Here is a 17,213-nt window from a genome sequence, read left to right as displayed (position 1 = left end):
AGCGTGCCTTCGGCCGGAGCCCTTTTTGTTTTTCCGATTCGAGGACCCGATCATGAAACAGACCCGCACCCTCCCTGCCGCCCAGCCCTGCCCGCCCGCGACCGCCACCGCCGAGGTGACCGCGACCGCCCCTACCCTTGCCGTGCGCAAGAGCTGCAACCCCGACGGCATCGGCCTGTCACATTACGTCCTGATGGACCGGAAGGCGGCGAAATGAGGGCCGCCCCACTCCCGACCACCCCACTCCCGCCGCCGGGCCCGCGGCTGATCCCGATCGACATCGGCCACCCGGTCTACGCCGCCCTCACCGATCCGGCGACCGCATTCTGGGCGCTGGTGGACAAGACCCGGGTCGATGCCGAACTCGCCGGCGGCGCGCTGCTCGACGGCTACCGCGCCCGTTTCGACGAGTTCGCCCGCGAACTGCATGCGCTGCGCTTCGGCCTCAAGCCTTCCGGGGTGTATCTGAACCCGACCGAGCGCTGCAACCTCGACTGCCGCTACTGCTACCTGCCCGGCGAGCAGCGCAGCGGCGGCCGCCACATGCCGGTGCAGACCCTGCTCGACTCGCTGCAGGCGCTGAAGGACTACTTCGCGTCGACGATGGGCGACAGCGGGCGCAAGCCGCGCGCGATCTTCCACGGCGCCGAGCCGCTGATGAACAAGGACGCGGTGTTCGCCGCGATCGACGCCTTCGGCGACGACTTCGCCTTCGGCGTGCAGACCAACGGCACCCTCCTCGACGACGCGGCGATCGCCTTCCTCACCGCGCGCAACGTCAGCATCGGGCTGTCGCTCGACGGCCCGGCCGCCGCGATCACCGATGCCACCCGGCGCACCTGGGGAGGCCACAGCGTGCACGGCAAGGTGCTGACAGCGATGGAAAAGCTGCGCGGCTACGGCTCATGGAGCGTGATCACCACCTGCACCGGGGAGAACCTGCCGTGGCTGAGCGAGATGATCGAGCTCTTCCACGCCCACGAAGTGCCGACCTGCATGCTCAACACCGTGCGCTGCACCCTGCCCGGCGCGCGCAGCGTGAAGCCGGCCGATGTCGACATGGGGCGCGCCTTCTTCGCCGCGCTCGACCGCAGCCACGCGCTCTACCGGGACAGCGGGCGCAAGCTGGTGGTGGCGAACTTCGCCAACATCGTGCTCGCGATCCTGGCGCCGAGCGCGCGCCGCCTGATGTGCGACATCTCGCCCTGCGGCGGCGGGCGCGCTTTCTTCGCCCTTGCCGCCGACGGCGGCCTTTATCCGTGCAGCGAGTTCATCGGCCTGGCGCGCTTCAACGGCGGCAAGCTGCTCGATGGCGGCGTCGACGCGGCCCTCTCCTCGCCGGCGTTCCGCCCGGTGATCGAGCGCGACGTGGACCGCTTCAGCCCCTGCGCCGAGTGCGCGATCCGCCATTTCTGCGGCTCGCCCTGCCCGGCCGAGGCACATGAGATGAACGGCGGCATGGGCCGCACCGGCGCCTTCTGCGAGTTCTACAAGGAGCAGGTCAATTACGCCCTGCGCCTGATCGCCGACGGCAAGGCCGACGACTTCCTGTGGGACGGCTGGGACGAGGGCACGGAAACCACTTTCCAGCTGCAGTAGGGCGGTGGCTGGCACAGGACGAAAAAAATCCCGCTGACGCGGGATTTTTTCTGCGGGTGCAGGGCGGGTGTCAGCCGCGCGAACCGCGCTCGCGCCGGTCGCCGAAGCCGCGATCGCCGCGGCCGGAAGGCTGGCCATCGCGGCCGAAGCCCCCGCCACTGCGCCGGCCGTCGCCGCCGCCAGGACGACCATAACCGCCCCCCGGCTTGGCACCACTGCCGAAGCGGCGGCCGCCGTTGCCGGCCGGGCGCGGCGCGGACGGCTTGCGCGGCGAAGGTTCCATGCCGGGAATGGTATGCACCGCGAGACGGTCGCCGGTGAAGCGCTCGATGGCACGGATCAGGCCGGTCTCGCGCGGGCCGGACAGGGTGATCGCGATGCCGTCGCGGCCGGCGCGGCCGGTGCGGCCGATGCGGTGCACGTAGTCCTCGGCCTGGCGCGGCGGATCGAAGTTGATGACGTGGCTGATGCCGGCAACGTCGATCCCGCGCGCGGCGACGTCGGTCGCCACGAGCACGCCGATGCGGCCCTGGCGCAGGCGGTCGAGGGTACGGTTGCGCTGGGTCTGGTGCATGTCGCCGTGCAGCGCGGCAGCGGCGATGCCCTTTTCCTGGAGCGACAGCGACAGCTCGTCGGCACTGCGCTTGGTGGCGGTGAACACCACCGCCTGGTTCATGCCGTTTTCACCGAGCAGGGCCTCGAGCAGGCGGTTCTTGTGGCCGAGGTCGTCGGCGAACATCAGGCGCTGCTCGATCTGGCCGCGGTCCTGCTGGGCAACCTCGATCTCGATGCGCTCGGCGTCGCGGGTGATGCGCGTCGCCATGCTGCCGACCACGCCGTCGAGGGTGGCGGAGAACAGCAGGGTCTGGCGCTTGCCCGGGGTGGCGGCGACGATGGCGTCGATGTCTTCGGCAAAACCCATGTCGAGCATGCGGTCGGCTTCGTCGAGGATCAGCACTTCGACGTCGGACAGCCTGAGCTTGCGCCGGTTGAGGTGATCGAGAAGGCGCCCGGGGGTGGCGACGACGACGTCGCACTGGCGTTGCAGCTGCTTGACCTGGGCGAACATCGGCGCACCGCCGACGAGGCAGGCGGTGTTGAGCCAGCGCAGGCCCTTGCCATAGGTCTGGACCGCTTTTTCGACCTGCTGGGCGAGTTCGCGGGTGGGGGTCAGCACCAGCACGCGCGGCCCGGCGCCCGGCGCCGGACGGCGGTCGACGAGCTTGTTCAGCGCCGGCAGCGTGAACGCGGCGGTCTTGCCGCTACCGGTATGGCTGGAGACGAGCAGGTCGCGCCCGGCAATGGCGGCGGGAATGGCCTGCTGCTGCACCGGAGTGGGCGTGGTGTAGCCGCTCTGCTCGATGGCCTTGAGGAGTTCTGCGGCAAGGCCGAGGTTCTGGAACGTCATGGTTCTTCCTGTCATTCTGGCCGCCACTGCAGCGGCGACCGGGTTCGGCGCGCATCCGGGATGCGGGCCGCAATGGCATCGCGCCGCGGCGAACCGGCCGGAGGCAGGTGCGCTGCGTGGAATCGCAAAGGCGACAAACGCGCGATGGGCGTGGCCGGTCTGGCCAGCATCGGTCGCAAAGACCGGGCCGGGAAGACCGCGCATCGGCACCAACCGGTTGTCACGAGCCAGACGATCGGAAGAACGAATGGGAATTCGGCGGGAGGTCGGGGGCGATGGGGCTGTGGTTACAGTCCCTCGGGCCGGATATTGCGGAAATGGCGGACACTCCGGTCCGCGGCAAAAACCGCGATGGCCCTTCTGCTGCATTGCACAACGGCGCGCAGTATAACCGTTCCCGGCGAAACTGTCGCCAGGAAAATGCAACAACGGACAGGCCGCAGGAAAACGGGCCGGCGCATCATGCGCCGGCCCGTCTGGAAGCGGCTGCTCCGGGTGTTACTTGTTGACGGCGGACTTGAGGGTGGCGCCGGCGGTGAACTTGGGAACGCTGGAAGCGGCGATTTCGATCGCGGCACCCGTCTGGGGATTACGGCCGGTGCGGGCGGCGCGCTCGGAGACCTCGAAGGAGCCGAAGCCGGTGAAGGCGACCTTTTCGCCCTTGGCGAGTTGCTCGGCGATGATGTCGAGCACAGCCGACAGCGCGCGGTCGGCCTGAGCGCGGGAAACATCCAGGCGGTCGGCCAGGGCTTCGACGAATTCACCTTTATTCATGCTTTTCCTCGATTGGTGTGAATGGATTCGGATTGTCCGGGATGATCCGGTCTGCGCGGATTCTAGCACCGCGGCCGAATCCGGGGCGCTTCCCGATGTTCGGGCTGCGGCAGGGGGCTACCCTAACGCAAGCCGGGTACGAATGCACGATTCGCACCGTGTTTTCACGCTCCACGCCACCAGCACGGCGCGGGCTCGCGGGATCGGAGACGAGCATTCCCCGGATCGCCGCGAAAGCGCCCGCCATGCCGCGCATCGCCGCTTCACGAAGCAGCGATGCGCGCTATCCTTGCGCCACGCACTGGATACTCCGGCCGGATTCGAGCATGCCCGACACCCCAACGACGGATCGCCCGCCGATCCACATCACCGCCCATCGCACCGGCGGACACATCGGCCGCATCGAGATGTCCCTGCCCGCACGCGGCTGGATGGGCGATTCGGTGATCGGCCTCGAACCGGCCACCGCACTGCGCCAGCTCGGCGAACAGGCCAGCCACAGTCCGCGGGCCCATACCCGTGCGCTCGCGCTCGCCTGCCAGGCGGCGGCAGGCGAGCGCGCACCATCCCGTGACACCTGGTTCGTGATCGAGCGCGAGCTGGCGGCCGAGGCCGTCGACACCCACCTGCGCCGCCTGCTGATCGACTGGCCACAGCAATTCGGCTTCGACGCCCGCCACAGCCGCTTCGCCGAATTCCACCGCCGTCTGATCACTCCCCACGGCGCGGAAACCGCGTTCGCGCTCGGTGGCGAAGTCCTCGACCTCGTCGCACGCGAGCTGCTCGCCGGTTTCTTCAACCAGATCCGCATGCCCCACGGCATCGGTGAATTCATCGAACGGGTGAACGCCGGCGGCAGCCTCGGTTCGATCATGGCGGAGCTGATCGCGCTCGGTGCCAGCGGGCCGCCCTGCGGCGCCGCCGTACCCTTGCTCGGCACCCTGAGCGCCGCGGCCTGGGCCACGGCCGTCGGCGGCTGGCCGAGCGCGGAGTTCATCGCCCGCCCCACCTACGCCGGCGAGCCTGCCGAAACCGGGCCGCTGGCGCGCCACGCCGCGTCCCCCCTGGTACGCCTGCTGCTCGACCGCGGCCACCGCGTCTCCGCCCGCCTGCTGGCCAAGGCGATCGAAGTCGCCGACTGCGCCAGCCGGATGCGCTACCCCTTCACCGACGATGTGCCTGCGCTGCTCGACGCGACCGCCGCCGGGGCGGGCGCGGGCCTGGCCCGGGTGGAAACCGCGCGCGGCGTGCTGTTGTGCTGGGTGCGCCTGGCGGAAGGCGTGATCGCCGACTGCGCGATCATTCCCGCGGGGGCCTGGAACCTGCATCCGGACGGCGTGTTCTACCGCGAGGCGATGAGCCCCGGCAGCGGACCGGAAGACCACGCCGCCGCCCTGCAGCGCCTGTCGGTACTGGCGCTCGCGCTCGACCCTTCGCTGCCGCACGTGATCGAGGTGGTCGAGGCGTCATCCGGCGAACCGGGTAGCGGCGCTGCGCTCAGCCCGCCAGACGCCGGTAGGTGCCGCTGAAATACAGCAGCGGCAGGCGCTCTTCGCGGTCGAAGCCGATCACTTCACTGATGAACACGACGTGATCGCCGCCGGCATGGCGCACGGTATTGCGGCACTCGAAGCGCGCGCAGCAGCCCTCGAGCAGCGGCACGCCGCCGACGCCCTGCTCGTACTCGAGGCCGCTGAAGCGATCGCCGGCGCGACTGGCGAAGCGTTGCGAAAGCTCGATCTGGTCTTCGGCGAGGACGTTGATCGCGTAGTATTCGCAGGCTTCGAACAGCGGCCGGCTGGGCAGATCGTTCGACAGGCTCCAGACGATCAGCGGCGGATCGAGCGACACCGAGTTGAAGGAATTCACCGTGAGGCCGATCGGTTCGCCGGCAGGCGTGCGCGCGGTCACCACCGTAATGCCGGTGGCGAACATGCCGAGCGCGTTGCGGAAGCGGCGCGCCGCATCTTCGTCGGAAAAAGTCTGCTGGGTCATATGAGGAACGGTCGCGGTCGGTCCGCGCTTCAGGGTTATGCGATCGAAGCGCCGATTATCACCGGCCCTCCCCCGGACGTCGAGGTCACCCGGCACGCCTCCCAAGGGTCGAATCCTTCGTGCATCACCCGCCGGCCTCGGAGGCGCCTCCCGCCGCGCAGAAAAATACTTGGAAAACCGCAACATGAGCGAATTCGCCACCCGCCTCGTCGCCTGGCAGCGCAAACACGGCCGCCACGACCTGCCCTGGCAGGGCGGGCATGACCCCTACCGCATCTGGCTGTCGGAGATCATGCTGCAGCAGACCCAGGTCGACACCGTGATTCCCTACTACCAGCGCTTCCTCGCGCGCCTCCCCGACATCGCCAGCCTCGCTGCGGCGCCGGTGGAAGACGTCATGGCGCTGTGGAGCGGGCTCGGCTATTACGCCCGCGCACGCAACCTGCACCGCGCCGCACAGGTGGTGATGACGGAGCATGGCGGTGTTTTCCCGCGCACGGCGGCCACGATCGCCACCCTGCCCGGCGTCGGCCGCTCGACCGCGGCGGCGATCGCCGCCTTCGCCTACGGCGAGCGCGCCGCGATTCTCGACGGCAACGTCAAGCGCGTGCTGTGCCGGATCTTCGGCATCGAGGGTTTTCCCGGCGACAAGGCGGTGGAAAGCCGCCTGTGGGCGCTGGCCGAGTCGCTGCTGCCGGAACCCGAACCCGGGCGCTACATCCAGGCCCAGATGGACCTCGGCGCCACCGTATGCACCCGCGCCCGGCCGACCTGCGCGCGCTGCCCGTTCCAGGGCGACTGCATCGCCCGGCGCACCGGCCGCATCGCCGAGCTTCCTGCAGCGCGCCCGAAAAAGGCGGTACCGCGACGCAGTGCGCGCTTCGCGGTACTGGTCCGCGGCCGCGAAGTCCTGCTCGAGCGCCGTCCCCCCAGCGGAATCTGGGGCGGTCTGCTCGCCCTGCCGGAAATCCCCGCGGATGCGGCAGACCCCGCCACCTGGGTGCGTGGACGCACCGGCCTCGCCTGCGTCGAGGGCGCCCCGCTGGCGCCGCTAACCCATGCTTTCACCCACTTCGTACTCGACATCCAGCCGGTGCTGCTGCGCGCCGCGCCCCCCGCCGCAGGGGCAGCGGCCGACGACGGCGCCCTGCACTGGCAGGCGTTCGCCGCCCTGGAACAGGCGGCGCTGCCGGCCGCGGTGCGCAAGATCCTCGATGCCGTCGCCGGCATCGATCTGTTTTGCGCAAGCAGCGCAGGCTCATCGCCGCGCTGACGGCGCAGCGGAATTCCGCTTCAGAACGGCAAGCGGCGGCGGGGTGCGGCGGAGGCGTTGGCCTTGCGCACCGGCTCGGGTGCGACCGCCGACGCCTTCACCGGCTTGCGCGGCTGATTCATCTCTTCGCGGGCAAAACGTACCTTGCCTTCGAGTTCGCAACCACGCATGCCGGGCGAGCAGATCGCGCCGCGCACGCGCTGGCAGATACCGTTGAGGTCGTGAGGACAGCTCCAGGCACTCATGGGGGGACAAGCTCCGAAAAAACGGCGGGGAAGACACTCCCAAGCCCGTACTATCGGCCGCCCGCGCATCAGAAGCAAGCGTGAAGGCCGCGCACACGCCGGCCCGGGCACAAACCGCGCGCCCGGTGCACGCAGGCGCTGCGGCAGCCCGTTCGCACCGATCACCGAAGGCGGCCACCGCAACCGCCGCTGCGCCCGCTCCCGTGCCGGCAAGGAGAACGCCCGGCCCCAGGCCTGCCCTGAGGGGCGGCGGCAGAACACCCCCGCCCGGTTCCCTTCGTTACAGCGCGCCGCGGAAGATCGCTTCGATCTCGACCTGATCCGCGGGGCGCGGGTTGGTCAGCCCGCAGGCGTCCTTGAGCGCGTTGGCGGCAAGGGTCGGGATGTCCCCGGCCTTGACCCCGAGCTGGGCGAGCCCGGCCGGAATGCCGACGTCGGCGGCGAGCTTGCGGATCTCGGCAAGACAGCGCTCGGCACCGGCGGCCTCGTCGAGCCCGCCGAGCTCGGCCCCCATCGCGCGCGCGACCTCGGCCAGGCGGGCGGCAGCGACGGGGGCGTTGAACGCTTCAACATGGGGCAGCAGCACCGCGTTGCACACTCCGTGCGGCAGATCGTAGAAGCCGCCGAGTTGGTGCGCCATTGCATGGACGTAGCCGAGCGAGGCGTTGTTGAACGCCATCCCGGCGAGGAACTGGGCGTAGGCCATCTGTTCGCGCGCTTCGAGGTCCTGGCCGTCGGCCACGGCGCGGCGCAGGTTGGCCGCGATCAGCGCCACCGCCTTCAGCGCGCAGGCGTCGGTGATCGGCGTCGCCGCGGTGGACACGTAGGCCTCGACCGCGTGGGTGAGGGCGTCCATGCCGGTGGCGGCGGTCAGCGCCGCCGGCTTGGCGAGCATCAGCGAGGGGTCGTTGACCGACAGGATCGGGGTGACGTTGCGGTCGACGATCGCCATCTTGATGTGGCGCGCCTCGTCGGTGATGATGCAAAAGCGCGTCATCTCGCTCGCGGTGCCGGCGGTGGTGTTGATCGCGATCAGCGGCAGCTGGGGCCTGGCCGACTTGTCGACGCCCTCGTAGTCGCCGATCCGCCCGCCGTTGGCCGCGACCAGCGCGATGCCCTTGGCGCAGTCGTGCGGCGAGCCGCCGCCGAGCGAGATCACGCAGTCGCAGCCTTTGGCGCGCAGCAACGCGAGCCCGGCGTCGACGTTGGCGACGGTCGGGTTCGGCTGCGCACCGTCGAACACCGTCGCCTGGATGTCGTGCGCGGCGAGCAGGCCCGCGACCTTGGCGGCGACACCGGCGCGGGCGAGGCCGGCATCGGTGACGATCAGGGCGTGGCGAAAGCCGTAGCCGCGGATTGCGCTCACCGCCTCGGCGAGGCAGCCGGCGCCCATCAGGTTGACGGGGGGAATGAAGAAAGTGGTCGTGCTCATGATCGGGTTTCCTTTGGATGGGATCTGGACAGCAGTCTGGTGTCGGAAATGCAGCGGGATCGTGCCCCCGCCCTGCAGCCGGCGCCCGCGACCGGCGGATGCCGGGCGCCACCGCCGGGGAAAGGCGGGGCGCGACGTTCAGAAGAAGCCGAGCTTGTCCTCGCTGTAGCTCACCAGCAGGTTCTTGGTCTGCTGATAGTGTTCGAGCATCATCTTGTGGGTCTCGCGGCCGATGCCCGACTGCTTGTAGCCGCCGAACGCCGCATGTGCCGGGTAGGCGTGGTAGCAGTTCGTCCACACGCGGCCGGCCTCGAGCTGGCGGCCGAGGTGGAAGGCGGTGTTGATGTTGCGCGTCCACACTCCGGCGCCGAGTCCGAACGGGGTGTCGTTGGCGATCGCGAGCGCCTCCTCACGGTCGCGGAAGGTCGTCACCGACACCACCGGACCGAAGATCTCCTCCTGGAAGACGCGCATCTTGTTGTGGCCCTTGAACACCGTCGGCCGGATGTAGAAGCCGCCGGCCAGCTCGCCGCCGAGGCAGGCGCGCTCGCCGCCGGCGAGCACTTCGGCGCCCTCGTCGCGGCCGATCGCCAGGTAGCGCTCGATCTTGTCCCTCTGCTCGGCCGAGGCCTGAGCGCCGATCATCGTCGCCGGATCGAGCGGGTTGCCCTGGCGGATCTCGGCGACGCGCTGCAAGGCGCGCTCGATGAAGCGCTCGTAGATCGACTCCTGGATCAGCGCCCGGCTCGGGCAGGTGCACACCTCGCCCTGGTTCAGGGCGAACATCACGAAGCCTTCGATCGCCTTGTCGAAGAAGGCGTCATCCTGCGCCGCGACGTCGTCGAAGAAGATGTTCGGCGACTTGCCGCCAAGCTCGAGCGTGACCGGGATCAGGTTCTGGCTGGCATAGCCCATGATCAGCCGCCCGGTGCCGGTCTCGCCGGTGAACGCGATCTTGGCGATGCGCTTGCTCGAGGCGAGCGGCTTGCCGGCCTCGACGCCGAAACCGTTGACGATGTTGAGCACGCCCGGCGGCAGCAGGTCGCCGACCAGTTCGGCGAACACCAGGATCGACAGCGGCGTCTGCTCGGCCGGCTTGAGCACCACGCAGTTGCCGGCGGCAAGCGCCGGGGCGAGCTTCCACGCCGCCATCAGCAGCGGGAAGTTCCACGGGATGATCTGGCCGACGACGCCGAGCGGCTCGTGGAAATGGTAGGCGACGGTGGCGTGGTCGATCTCGCCGAGACTGCCTTCCTGCGCCCGCACGCAGGCGGCGAAATAGCGGAAGTGGTCGATCGCGAGCGGGATGTCGGCGGCGCGCGTCTCGCGGATCGGCTTGCCGTTGTCCCAGGTCTCGACCTGGGCCAGCCGCTCTAGATTGGCCTCCATGCGTTCGGCGATGCGGTTGAGCACCGCGGCGCGCTCGGCGGCGCTGGTCCGCCCCCAGGCGGCCTTGGCCTGGTGCGCGGCGTCGAGCGCGCACTCGACGTCCTCCTCGTCCGAGCGCGGGATCTCGCAGATCGGCCGCCCGGTGATCGGGGTGATGTTGTCGAAGTAGCGCCCGGCGGCCGGCGGCCGCCACTGGCCACCGATGTAGTTGCCGTAGCGGGTCTTCAAATTCAGCCCGGCGCGGGCGGGATCGAGCATGTTCATCATCTTCCTCCTGTGGTTATTGCATCCCTGCGGATGTAGGCAAGACAGTGCATGGAGCGTGCCAGCCGTCCGACCTCCTGCAGCGCAACATCGCTGCACGCCTTTGCCGTCGGATTTGTTTGGAGAAAATTATTGCGCCGCAGAAAAACTTCCTTATTTCCGCCGCCGCACTCGGCCGGGCGGCGGCGCATAATCGGGCCCACGACCTTCCCGCAGGTGTCGCGGCCCGCGACACCTGTCGCGCGACACCCGGAGCAGCACCGATGACACCCCCGTCTCTCCCCCTTGCCGAAGCCCGCCGCCGTTTTCTCGACGGTGACGACGTATCGGTGCGCAGCGTGCCCGAGCCGATCCTGCATTCGTGGCGCCGCTGCCAGGGGCTGGGGCTCGATGTCGGGCGCTGGCGGCCGCCGTCGCGCCTGGCCGAGGCCGAGCTCACCACCCGCCGCGAGGAGAGCGCCGACTGGCTGCAGTTGGCACGCCCGGCGATCGACGCCCTGTTCGACGGCGTGCTCGACGACGGCCACGTCGTCATCGTCGCCGACCGCGGCGGGCTGATCCTGGAGCGGATGGGCCATCCGGACTTCCTCGACCGCGCCGAACGGGTCGCGCTGGCGCCGGGCATGGACTGGCGCGAGGACGTGCGCGGCACCAACGCGATCGGCACCGCGCTCGTGCTCGGCGCGGCCACCGTGCGCGGCGCCGAGCACTTCCTTGAGCGCAACCGGCAGCTGTCGTGCACCGCACAGGCGGTCCACGACGCGCAGGGGCGGCTGCTCGGGGTGATCGACGTCTCCGGCCAGCCACGGCGGCTGCACGACGCCCACCGCCTGCAGGTCGAGGCCGCGGTGCGTCGGATCGAGCACGGCCTGTTCGACCGCGACGCCGCCCGCCTCCACGAACTGCGCCTCGCCGCCGACCCGGCGCTACTCGCCACCCCGCGCTGCGGCCGGCTCGGCTTTGACGACGACGGCGTGCTGCGCGCGGCCAGCCGCACGGCCCTCGCTACGCTCGGACTCGACTGGACGGCGCTGGGGCGGCTGCGCTTCGCGCAGCTGTGCGGGCAGAGCCTGGAGCACTGGCTCAGCCGCCACGGCATCCATGTCGCCTCGCTGCGCCACGGCGGCGAGCTGTTCTCGGCGCAGCTGCTGCCCGTCCGCGCCGGTCCCGACCCGCTCCCGCGCGAGGCGGCGCATCCGGCCCCGCCACACACCGCCGCAGCCACGGCGACGCGGCCAGAGCCGCCGCGCAGGCCCGCCGCGGCGCCGGGAGCGCCGGCAGTGGCCGACGTCGGCCTCCCCGCCGGCCTGCTCGACACCGCGCGCCGCCTGCTCGAAGCCGACATTCCGGTGCTGCTGCTGGGCGAGACCGGGGTCGGCAAGGAGCGCTTCGTGCAGGCGCTGCACGCCGCCGGCAGCCGCCACCGCCAGGCGCTGGTGGCGGTGAACTGCGCGGCGATCCCGGAAGGGCTGATCGAGTCGGAACTGTTCGGCTACGAGGAAGGCGCGTTCACCGGTGCACGCCGCCAGGGCAGCAAGGGCCGCCTGCGCGAGGCCGACGGCGGCGTGCTGTTCCTCGACGAGATCGGCGACATGCCGGCGAGCCTGCAGGCCCGCCTGCTGCGGGTGCTGCAGGAGCGCGTGGTGCAGCCGCTGGGCGGCGGCGCGGGCCAGCGGGTGGACGTACGCATCGTCGCCGCGACCCATCGCGACCTCGCCCAGGAAGTCGCCGCCGGGCGCTTCCGTGCCGATCTCTATTACCGCCTCGGCCATTACCCGCTGTGCCTGCCGCCGCTGCGCGAGCGCGGCGACGTGGCGCAGATCGCCGCCGCGCTGCTCGCTGCGCACGGCGCCGCGCGGCGCGGAATCACGCTGTCGCCGGCGCTCGCCGCCTTCATCCGCCGCTACCCGTGGCCGGGCAACCTGCGTCAGCTCGACAACCTGTTGCGCACCCTGCTCGCGCTGGTCGATGACGGCACCCTGCTGACCCCGGAGCACCTGCCCGCCACCCTGCGCGACGCCGCCCCGTCGGCCGCGCGCGACGACGCGGTGCACGCCGCACTCGCGCGCCACGGCGGCAACGCCAGCGCCGCCGCGCGCGCGCTCGGCATCAGCCGCAGCACGCTGTACCGCCGCCTGGGGCGGAGCTGAACGTTCAGCGCCCGCGCAGCGCCGCGCTGGGCGGCAGGGCGCAGGCGCGCTGGTACTCGGCGGCGAGCCGCTCCACCAGCGCGGCGACCGGGGGAACGTCGTCGATGCTGGCCACGCCCTGCCCCGCGCTCCACACGTCGCGCCATGCCCGGGCCTCGCTACCGAGATCGTGGAGCGTGCCCTTGGCCGTCCCGGCAACCAATGCCTCGCGCACGAAGCCGGCCTTCTCCAGGCTCGGCCACAGGTAGTTGGCGTTGGTCCCGGAAATGGCGTCGGTATAGACGATGGCGGACGCCCCGCACTCGACCAGCATCCGCTTGTAGGCCTCCGGGGCGAGCGCCTCGCGGGTGGCGATGAAGCGGGTGCCCATGTAGGCGAAATCCGCCCCCAGCACTTCCGCGGCGCGGATCGCGGTACCGTCCGAGATGCTGCCGGCGGCGACCAGGGCCCCGTCCCAGAAGCCGCGGATCTCGCGGACCAGGCTCACCAGGCTCTGCGTCCCGGCATGGCCGCCAGCGCCGGCCGACACCGCGATGATGCCATCGACACCGGCCGCGATCGCCTTGCGCGCATGCTCGGCATGGATGACGTCGGAAAATACCACGCCGCCGTAGCCATGCACGGCCTTCACCACTTCGCCGGGATGGCCGAGGCTGGTGATCACCAGCGGGACCCGGTGGCGCACGATGGTCGCCAGGTCCTCTTCGAGGCGCACATTCGAGCGGTGCAGGATCAGGTTGATGCCGTAAGGCGCGCTCGGCGCCCCGGGATGGTCGCGGTCGTGGGCGGCGAGGGCGGCGCCGATGTGCGCGAGCCAGCCGTCGAGCTCGGCCGCGGGACGGGCGTTGAGGGCGGGAAACGTGCCCGCCACTCCGGCCCGGCAGGCACCGATCACCAGCTCCGGGCCGGAAACCAGGAACATCGGTGCGGCGATCGCCGGCACGCGGAAGCGGCCGCGGAAGGCGGCGGGGATCGGCATGGAGTGTCCTCAGTCGAACAGCGGGGCGAACGCCCGGGAAAAGCGGACTCTAGCATGACCGGCATCGGCCGCCGGCCGGGCACCGCCAGCGGAGAACGGCGGTATCATGCTGCGCACCATGGAAGGCATCGAATCCCTCGTCTACGGCATCGGCATCGCCGGCGTCGCCGCCCAGGCGGCGGCCGGCGTACTCGACGCCGGGCGCAAGCCCTTCGACCTGTTCGGTATCGTCGTCGTCGCCCTCGCCGCCGCGCTTGGCGGCGGCACGCTGCGCGACGTCCTGCTCGACCGCGCGGTGTTCTGGATCGCCGACCAGCGCTACCTGATCGGCGCGATGGCCGCCGGCCTGGCGACCTTCGCCCTGGTGCGTCTGGTGCGCCTGCCCGCCCGTCTGTTCCTGCTGCCGGACGCGCTCGGGCTGGCGCTGTTTACCGTGTCCGGCACCCAGGCCGCGCTGGCGCTGGGGGCACCCTGGCTGGTGGCGAGCCTGATGGGAGTGATCACCGGGGTGTTCGGCGGCATCGTCCGCGACGTGCTGTGCAACGAACTGCCGCTGGTGTTCACCGGCGAACTCTACGCCACCGCCTCGTGGGCCGGCGCCCTGCTCCTGCTCGGCCTGATGGCCCACGGCATCAGCCCCGGCCAGGCCGCGCTGGCCGGCGGTTCGCTGACCCTGGCGCTGCGGCTGTGCGCGATCCGCTTCGGCTGGCGTCTGCCGATGTTCAAGGCCCGCAGCTGACGGAGCCGCGACCGCCGGGTCAGGACGACAGGCGCTCGAACATCCCCTGCTGCCACAGCACGAAGGCGATCACGGCGACGATCAGCAGGAACATCCAGGTTCCCCACGGACGCTGTTTGTCGGCATAGGGATCGGCGAGCGAACGCGAGGCGCCGGGCGGCAGCGCCGCCACTCCGGTGAGCGCGGCGCCGAACGGGATGTTGATCCGTGCCCGGGTGTTCACCGCCCAGCCGTTGGCGTCGAGCAGCGGGCCGAGGTTGCGCTGGCGCAGCTTGAACCAGGCGAGCAGCATCGATGGCCCCGAGATCAGCACCACCACGCCGATCACCACCAGCGGCATCTGCCAGGCCGGCAGCGACAGGAAGCCGGTCGCCACCGCCGCCAGCGCGGTACCGATCGCCCCCAGCGCCAGCCCGATCGCAGCGAAGATACCGGCGAACTTGGCGATGTCGAAGGCTTGGGGCGGAGCCGCCGGCGCAGGCGCGGCGGCCTTCGTCCCGGCTTCGGCGACGCCGGCCGCGGCGCGCGCGTCGACCGCCTTATCGCGCGAAGCGGCGAACTTCTGGAGTTGCTCGCCGATCATGCGACCGACGCGCTTGTACGGCGACCAGAACGCCTGGCGCACACTGATCGGCGCTTCCACCACCTTGACCACGCTGGCGTTCCAGTCGCGCCCCTGGCGGTCGTAGAACACACCGTTGCGCCCGGGCACCATCATCTCGTCGGCATCGCCGCCGGTCATCGCGGCGACGATGGTGATCGGCGCCTCGTCCTGGCGCGCGCACTGGCAATACACCAGGTAGGCGCCCGACAGCGGCGCCAGCGCCGCATGCCGCCCCATGTCGGCGACGCGCAGGCACAGTTCGCAGCTGCGCTGATCCAGGTACAGCGTGCCGGCCTGGAAGATCGCCTTGTCGCCGGCGTCGTAGAAGTCGCTGAGGGTGACGAAGTTGCGCAGCAGGGTGACGAGGTCGCGGTGGTAGCGCACCAGGCGCTCGAGGGCGTCGATCTGCACCGCGGCGGTTTCGGCGGCACGATCCTGCGCGATCAGCGCGCTCAGCCGGGCATGCACGTCCGCGTCGAGCAGTGCGCGCAGCTCGGCCGCAGCGAGCGCAGCGACCGGCGACGCCGGCTTCGCCGCGAGCCAGGCACGGTAGGCGGCGAAGCGCGCGGCGAGATCCTGCCATTCGGCCTGCGACAGCTCGGCGCGGGCCCCGAGGAGGGGCTCGATCACGCGCGCCTGCAGCGCGGCGACCGGGCCCTCCCAGGCCGGGTTGAGGCCCTCTCCGAGCGGCAGGGCCCGTCCCGGAGCGGCTCGCGCCAGCGGCAGCGCGGCAACCCCCGCGGCATCGGTCCCCAAGGTCTGCACGGAGAGCTCCGCATACGCCGCGTCGGCCGGATTCAGCGCGGTCGCGGCACGTTCGTCGAACGCGGCCAGGCGACAGCGGGTGAAGTAGTCGTCGACCTTGGCACGCACCGCATCGAACACCGCCGCAGCTTCGGCCGTGGCCTCCCCCAGCGGCAGCACGGTCTGCGGCTCGGCCTCGGCCCGGGCATGCCAGTCGGACACCGCCCGCGCCGCGGCGAAGAAGGCATCGGCCCGGTCCTGGTCGACGCCCGGCTGCCCGCTGCGGTCGTCGACGCTCCCCAAGGTGTCGACGATGAGACCGACCGCCTTCACTAGTGCAGGGTCGGACGTCGTTTCGGCAGCAAGCTCGGCCGGGACGATGCCGTCGCCGTTGAAGTGCCCCGGTGCAAACAGGCGGGTGGTGTCGGCAAGATCGGCCACCGCGATCGCGCTGGCCTCGGGTTTACCGAGATAGGCCAGCGCCTTTTGCGCCGTCGCCAGCAGCTTTCCGCCTTCGGGATGGGCGCTGTCGATCGCGGCCAGCGGCAGCGCATCGGCGCCGCGGAACAGCCCGTCCGGATCCTTCAGCACTGCACACACCCAGCGCGCCGCGGCGATCACTTCGGGGGCGCGGATGCGGCCGTCGCCGTCGGTGTCGAGCAGCTGCAGCGTGCGGCTGTCGAACTCCAGCCCGGAAGTCGGGCAGGCGAGCACCGACCACAGCTTCTGGTCGAGCTCGCCGAGGTGGCGCAGATCGTCCACCGTGTCGATGCGGACCTGGTCGAAACCGCCGGAGCGGAAAAAACGCCACGTATGAGCACTGCGCCTGTCGCTGTTCGTGTTCACCTTCATCCCCCCGATCGACACCGGTCACGCCGGCATGCGGGAAATATTGCGCTGGAATCGCCCGGGCGACAACAGGACAGGAACACGCGCGCGATTCAGCGCAGGAGGGCGCACCGCTCAGCGATAACGCCCGCCGACGAAAGGATTGCTCTCGCGTTCCTCGCCGAACGTCGAAGTGGGACCGTGGCCGGGAATGAAGGTGATGTCGTCACCCAGGGGGAAGAGCTTGTCGCGGATCGAGTGGATCAGGGTCTGATGGTCGCCGCGGGGAAAGTCGGTGCGCCCGATCGAGCCGGCGAACAGGACGTCGCCGACGATCGCCAGGCGCGCGCCGGGATGAACGAACACGACATGGCCGGGCGTATGGCCGGGCGCATGAATGACCTGCAAGGTCTCCTCGCCGACGGTGACGGTATCGCCGTCGTGCAGCCAGCGGTCGGGCTCGAAGGCCTCGACGCCGGGAAAACCGAACGTACGGCTCTGCTCCGGCATCCCTTCGATCCAGAAGCGGTCCTCTTCCTGCGGGCCTTCGATCGGCACGCCCAGCTCGCGGGCGAGCTTCGCGGTGCCGCCGGCATGGTCGATGTGGCCATGGGTGACGAGGATCCGCTCCACCGTCACCCCCAGCTCGCGCACCGCGGCGAGGATGCGGTCGAGGTCGCCGCCGGGGTCCACCACCGCCGCCTTCTTGCTGCGGTCGCACCACAGGATGCTGCAGTTCTGCTCGAAGGGGGTGACCGGAACGATGCTGACCTGGATCATGGGAAGACAC

The 17,213-nt window shown here is 70.6% G+C and carries 15 protein-coding genes; 6 read left to right on the top strand and 9 right to left on the bottom strand.

Going from position 1 to position 17,213, the window contains the following annotated elements:
• Nucleotides 1-52 precede the first annotated feature (52 nt).
• Both cbpA and cbpB read left to right on the top strand, forming a co-directional pair.
• Nucleotides 53-217: a modified peptide precursor CbpA gene (gene cbpA / locus MXC99_RS08515; RefSeq protein WP_247725030.1), complete on the top strand. Its 165-nt coding sequence runs from the start codon at nt 53-55 to the stop codon at nt 215-217.
• A complete protein-coding gene (gene cbpB, locus MXC99_RS08510) occupies nt 214-1,599 on the top strand; it encodes a peptide-modifying radical SAM enzyme CbpB (RefSeq protein WP_247725029.1) in 1,386 nt (461 codons plus the stop codon). Before cbpA ends, cbpB begins: the two co-directional genes overlap by 4 nt.
• Nucleotides 1,600-1,669: 70 nt before the next feature.
• Here the strand turns inward: cbpB and MXC99_RS08505 are convergent, their stop codons facing one another.
• Nucleotides 1,670-3,007 (bottom strand): DEAD/DEAH box helicase, encoded by a 1,338-nt coding sequence (locus MXC99_RS08505; RefSeq protein ID WP_247725028.1) that lies wholly within the window; start codon nt 3,005-3,007, stop codon nt 1,670-1,672.
• A 498-nt stretch (nt 3,008-3,505) separates the two neighbouring features.
• Nucleotides 3,506-3,808 (bottom strand): HU family DNA-binding protein, encoded by a 303-nt coding sequence (locus MXC99_RS08500; protein WP_282100141.1) that lies wholly within the window; start codon nt 3,806-3,808, stop codon nt 3,506-3,508.
• 299 nt (nt 3,809-4,107) lie between these two features.
• Here MXC99_RS08500 and MXC99_RS08495 point away from each other — a divergent pair, with 299 nt between their 5' ends.
• Entirely contained in the window at nt 4,108-5,310 is a 1,203-nt protein-coding gene (locus MXC99_RS08495) for a hypothetical protein (RefSeq protein ID WP_247725026.1), read from the top strand.
• On the opposite strand, the gene MXC99_RS08490 is transcribed toward MXC99_RS08495, so the two are convergent.
• Nucleotides 5,279-5,776: a flavin reductase family protein gene (locus MXC99_RS08490; RefSeq protein WP_247725025.1), complete on the bottom strand. Its 498-nt coding sequence runs from the start codon at nt 5,774-5,776 to the stop codon at nt 5,279-5,281. The two genes, MXC99_RS08495 and MXC99_RS08490, sit on opposite strands and share 32 nt — an antisense overlap.
• 184 nt (nt 5,777-5,960) lie before the next feature.
• Here MXC99_RS08490 and mutY point away from each other — a divergent pair, with 184 nt between their 5' ends.
• Nucleotides 5,961-7,049, top strand: coding sequence for an A/G-specific adenine glycosylase (gene mutY / locus MXC99_RS08485; protein ID WP_247725024.1), 1,089 nt, complete (start codon nt 5,961-5,963; stop codon nt 7,047-7,049).
• A 20-nt stretch (nt 7,050-7,069) separates the two neighbouring features.
• Here mutY and MXC99_RS08480 read toward each other — a convergent pair whose 3' ends face one another.
• The 3 genes from MXC99_RS08480 to adh all read right to left on the bottom strand — a co-directional run bounded on the left by MXC99_RS08480 (nt 7,070) and on the right by adh (nt 10,379).
• On the bottom strand, nt 7,070-7,294 hold the full coding sequence (locus tag MXC99_RS08480; RefSeq protein WP_247725023.1) for a hypothetical protein: 225 nt from the start codon (nt 7,292-7,294) through the stop codon (nt 7,070-7,072).
• Nucleotides 7,295-7,574: 280 nt separating this feature from the next.
• The gene (gene yiaY / locus MXC99_RS08475) at nt 7,575-8,726 is read right to left on the bottom strand and encodes an L-threonine dehydrogenase (RefSeq protein ID WP_247725022.1); all 1,152 of its coding nucleotides are present in this window, start codon (nt 8,724-8,726) and stop codon (nt 7,575-7,577) included.
• Between the two features lie 138 nt (nt 8,727-8,864).
• Complete coding sequence (gene adh, locus MXC99_RS08470) at nt 8,865-10,379, bottom strand: aldehyde dehydrogenase (protein WP_247725021.1); 1,515 nt, start codon at nt 10,377-10,379, stop codon at nt 8,865-8,867.
• Nucleotides 10,380-10,642: 263 nt separating this feature from the next.
• Here adh and MXC99_RS08465 point away from each other — a divergent pair, with 263 nt between their 5' ends.
• Complete coding sequence (locus MXC99_RS08465; protein ID WP_247725020.1) at nt 10,643-12,529, top strand: sigma-54-dependent Fis family transcriptional regulator; 1,887 nt, start codon at nt 10,643-10,645, stop codon at nt 12,527-12,529.
• A 4-nt stretch (nt 12,530-12,533) separates the two neighbouring features.
• On the opposite strand, the gene MXC99_RS08460 is transcribed toward MXC99_RS08465, so the two are convergent.
• Entirely contained in the window at nt 12,534-13,508 is a 975-nt protein-coding gene (locus MXC99_RS08460; RefSeq protein WP_247725019.1) for an NAD(P)H-dependent flavin oxidoreductase, read from the bottom strand.
• 106 nt (nt 13,509-13,614) lie between these two features.
• On the opposite strand from MXC99_RS08460, the gene MXC99_RS08455 reads away from it, so the two are divergent.
• The gene (locus MXC99_RS08455; RefSeq protein ID WP_247725018.1) at nt 13,615-14,247 is read left to right on the top strand and encodes a trimeric intracellular cation channel family protein; all 633 of its coding nucleotides are present in this window, start codon (nt 13,615-13,617) and stop codon (nt 14,245-14,247) included.
• A 19-nt stretch (nt 14,248-14,266) separates the two neighbouring features.
• On the opposite strand, the gene MXC99_RS08450 is transcribed toward MXC99_RS08455, so the two are convergent.
• The gene (locus MXC99_RS08450; protein ID WP_247725017.1) at nt 14,267-16,447 is read right to left on the bottom strand and encodes a hypothetical protein; all 2,181 of its coding nucleotides are present in this window, start codon (nt 16,445-16,447) and stop codon (nt 14,267-14,269) included.
• Nucleotides 16,448-16,558: 111 nt separating this feature from the next.
• Nucleotides 16,559-17,203 (bottom strand): MBL fold metallo-hydrolase, encoded by a 645-nt coding sequence (locus MXC99_RS08445; protein ID WP_075147570.1) that lies wholly within the window; start codon nt 17,201-17,203, stop codon nt 16,559-16,561.
• Nucleotides 17,204-17,213 lie beyond the last annotated feature (10 nt).

The organism is Thauera aromatica (genome assembly GCF_023093595.1).
Taxonomy (GTDB): domain Bacteria; phylum Pseudomonadota; class Gammaproteobacteria; order Burkholderiales; family Rhodocyclaceae; genus Thauera; species Thauera aromatica_A.
The sequence above is the reverse complement of the archived record's forward strand: the minus strand, read 5'-3'. Positions and strand labels throughout refer to the sequence as shown.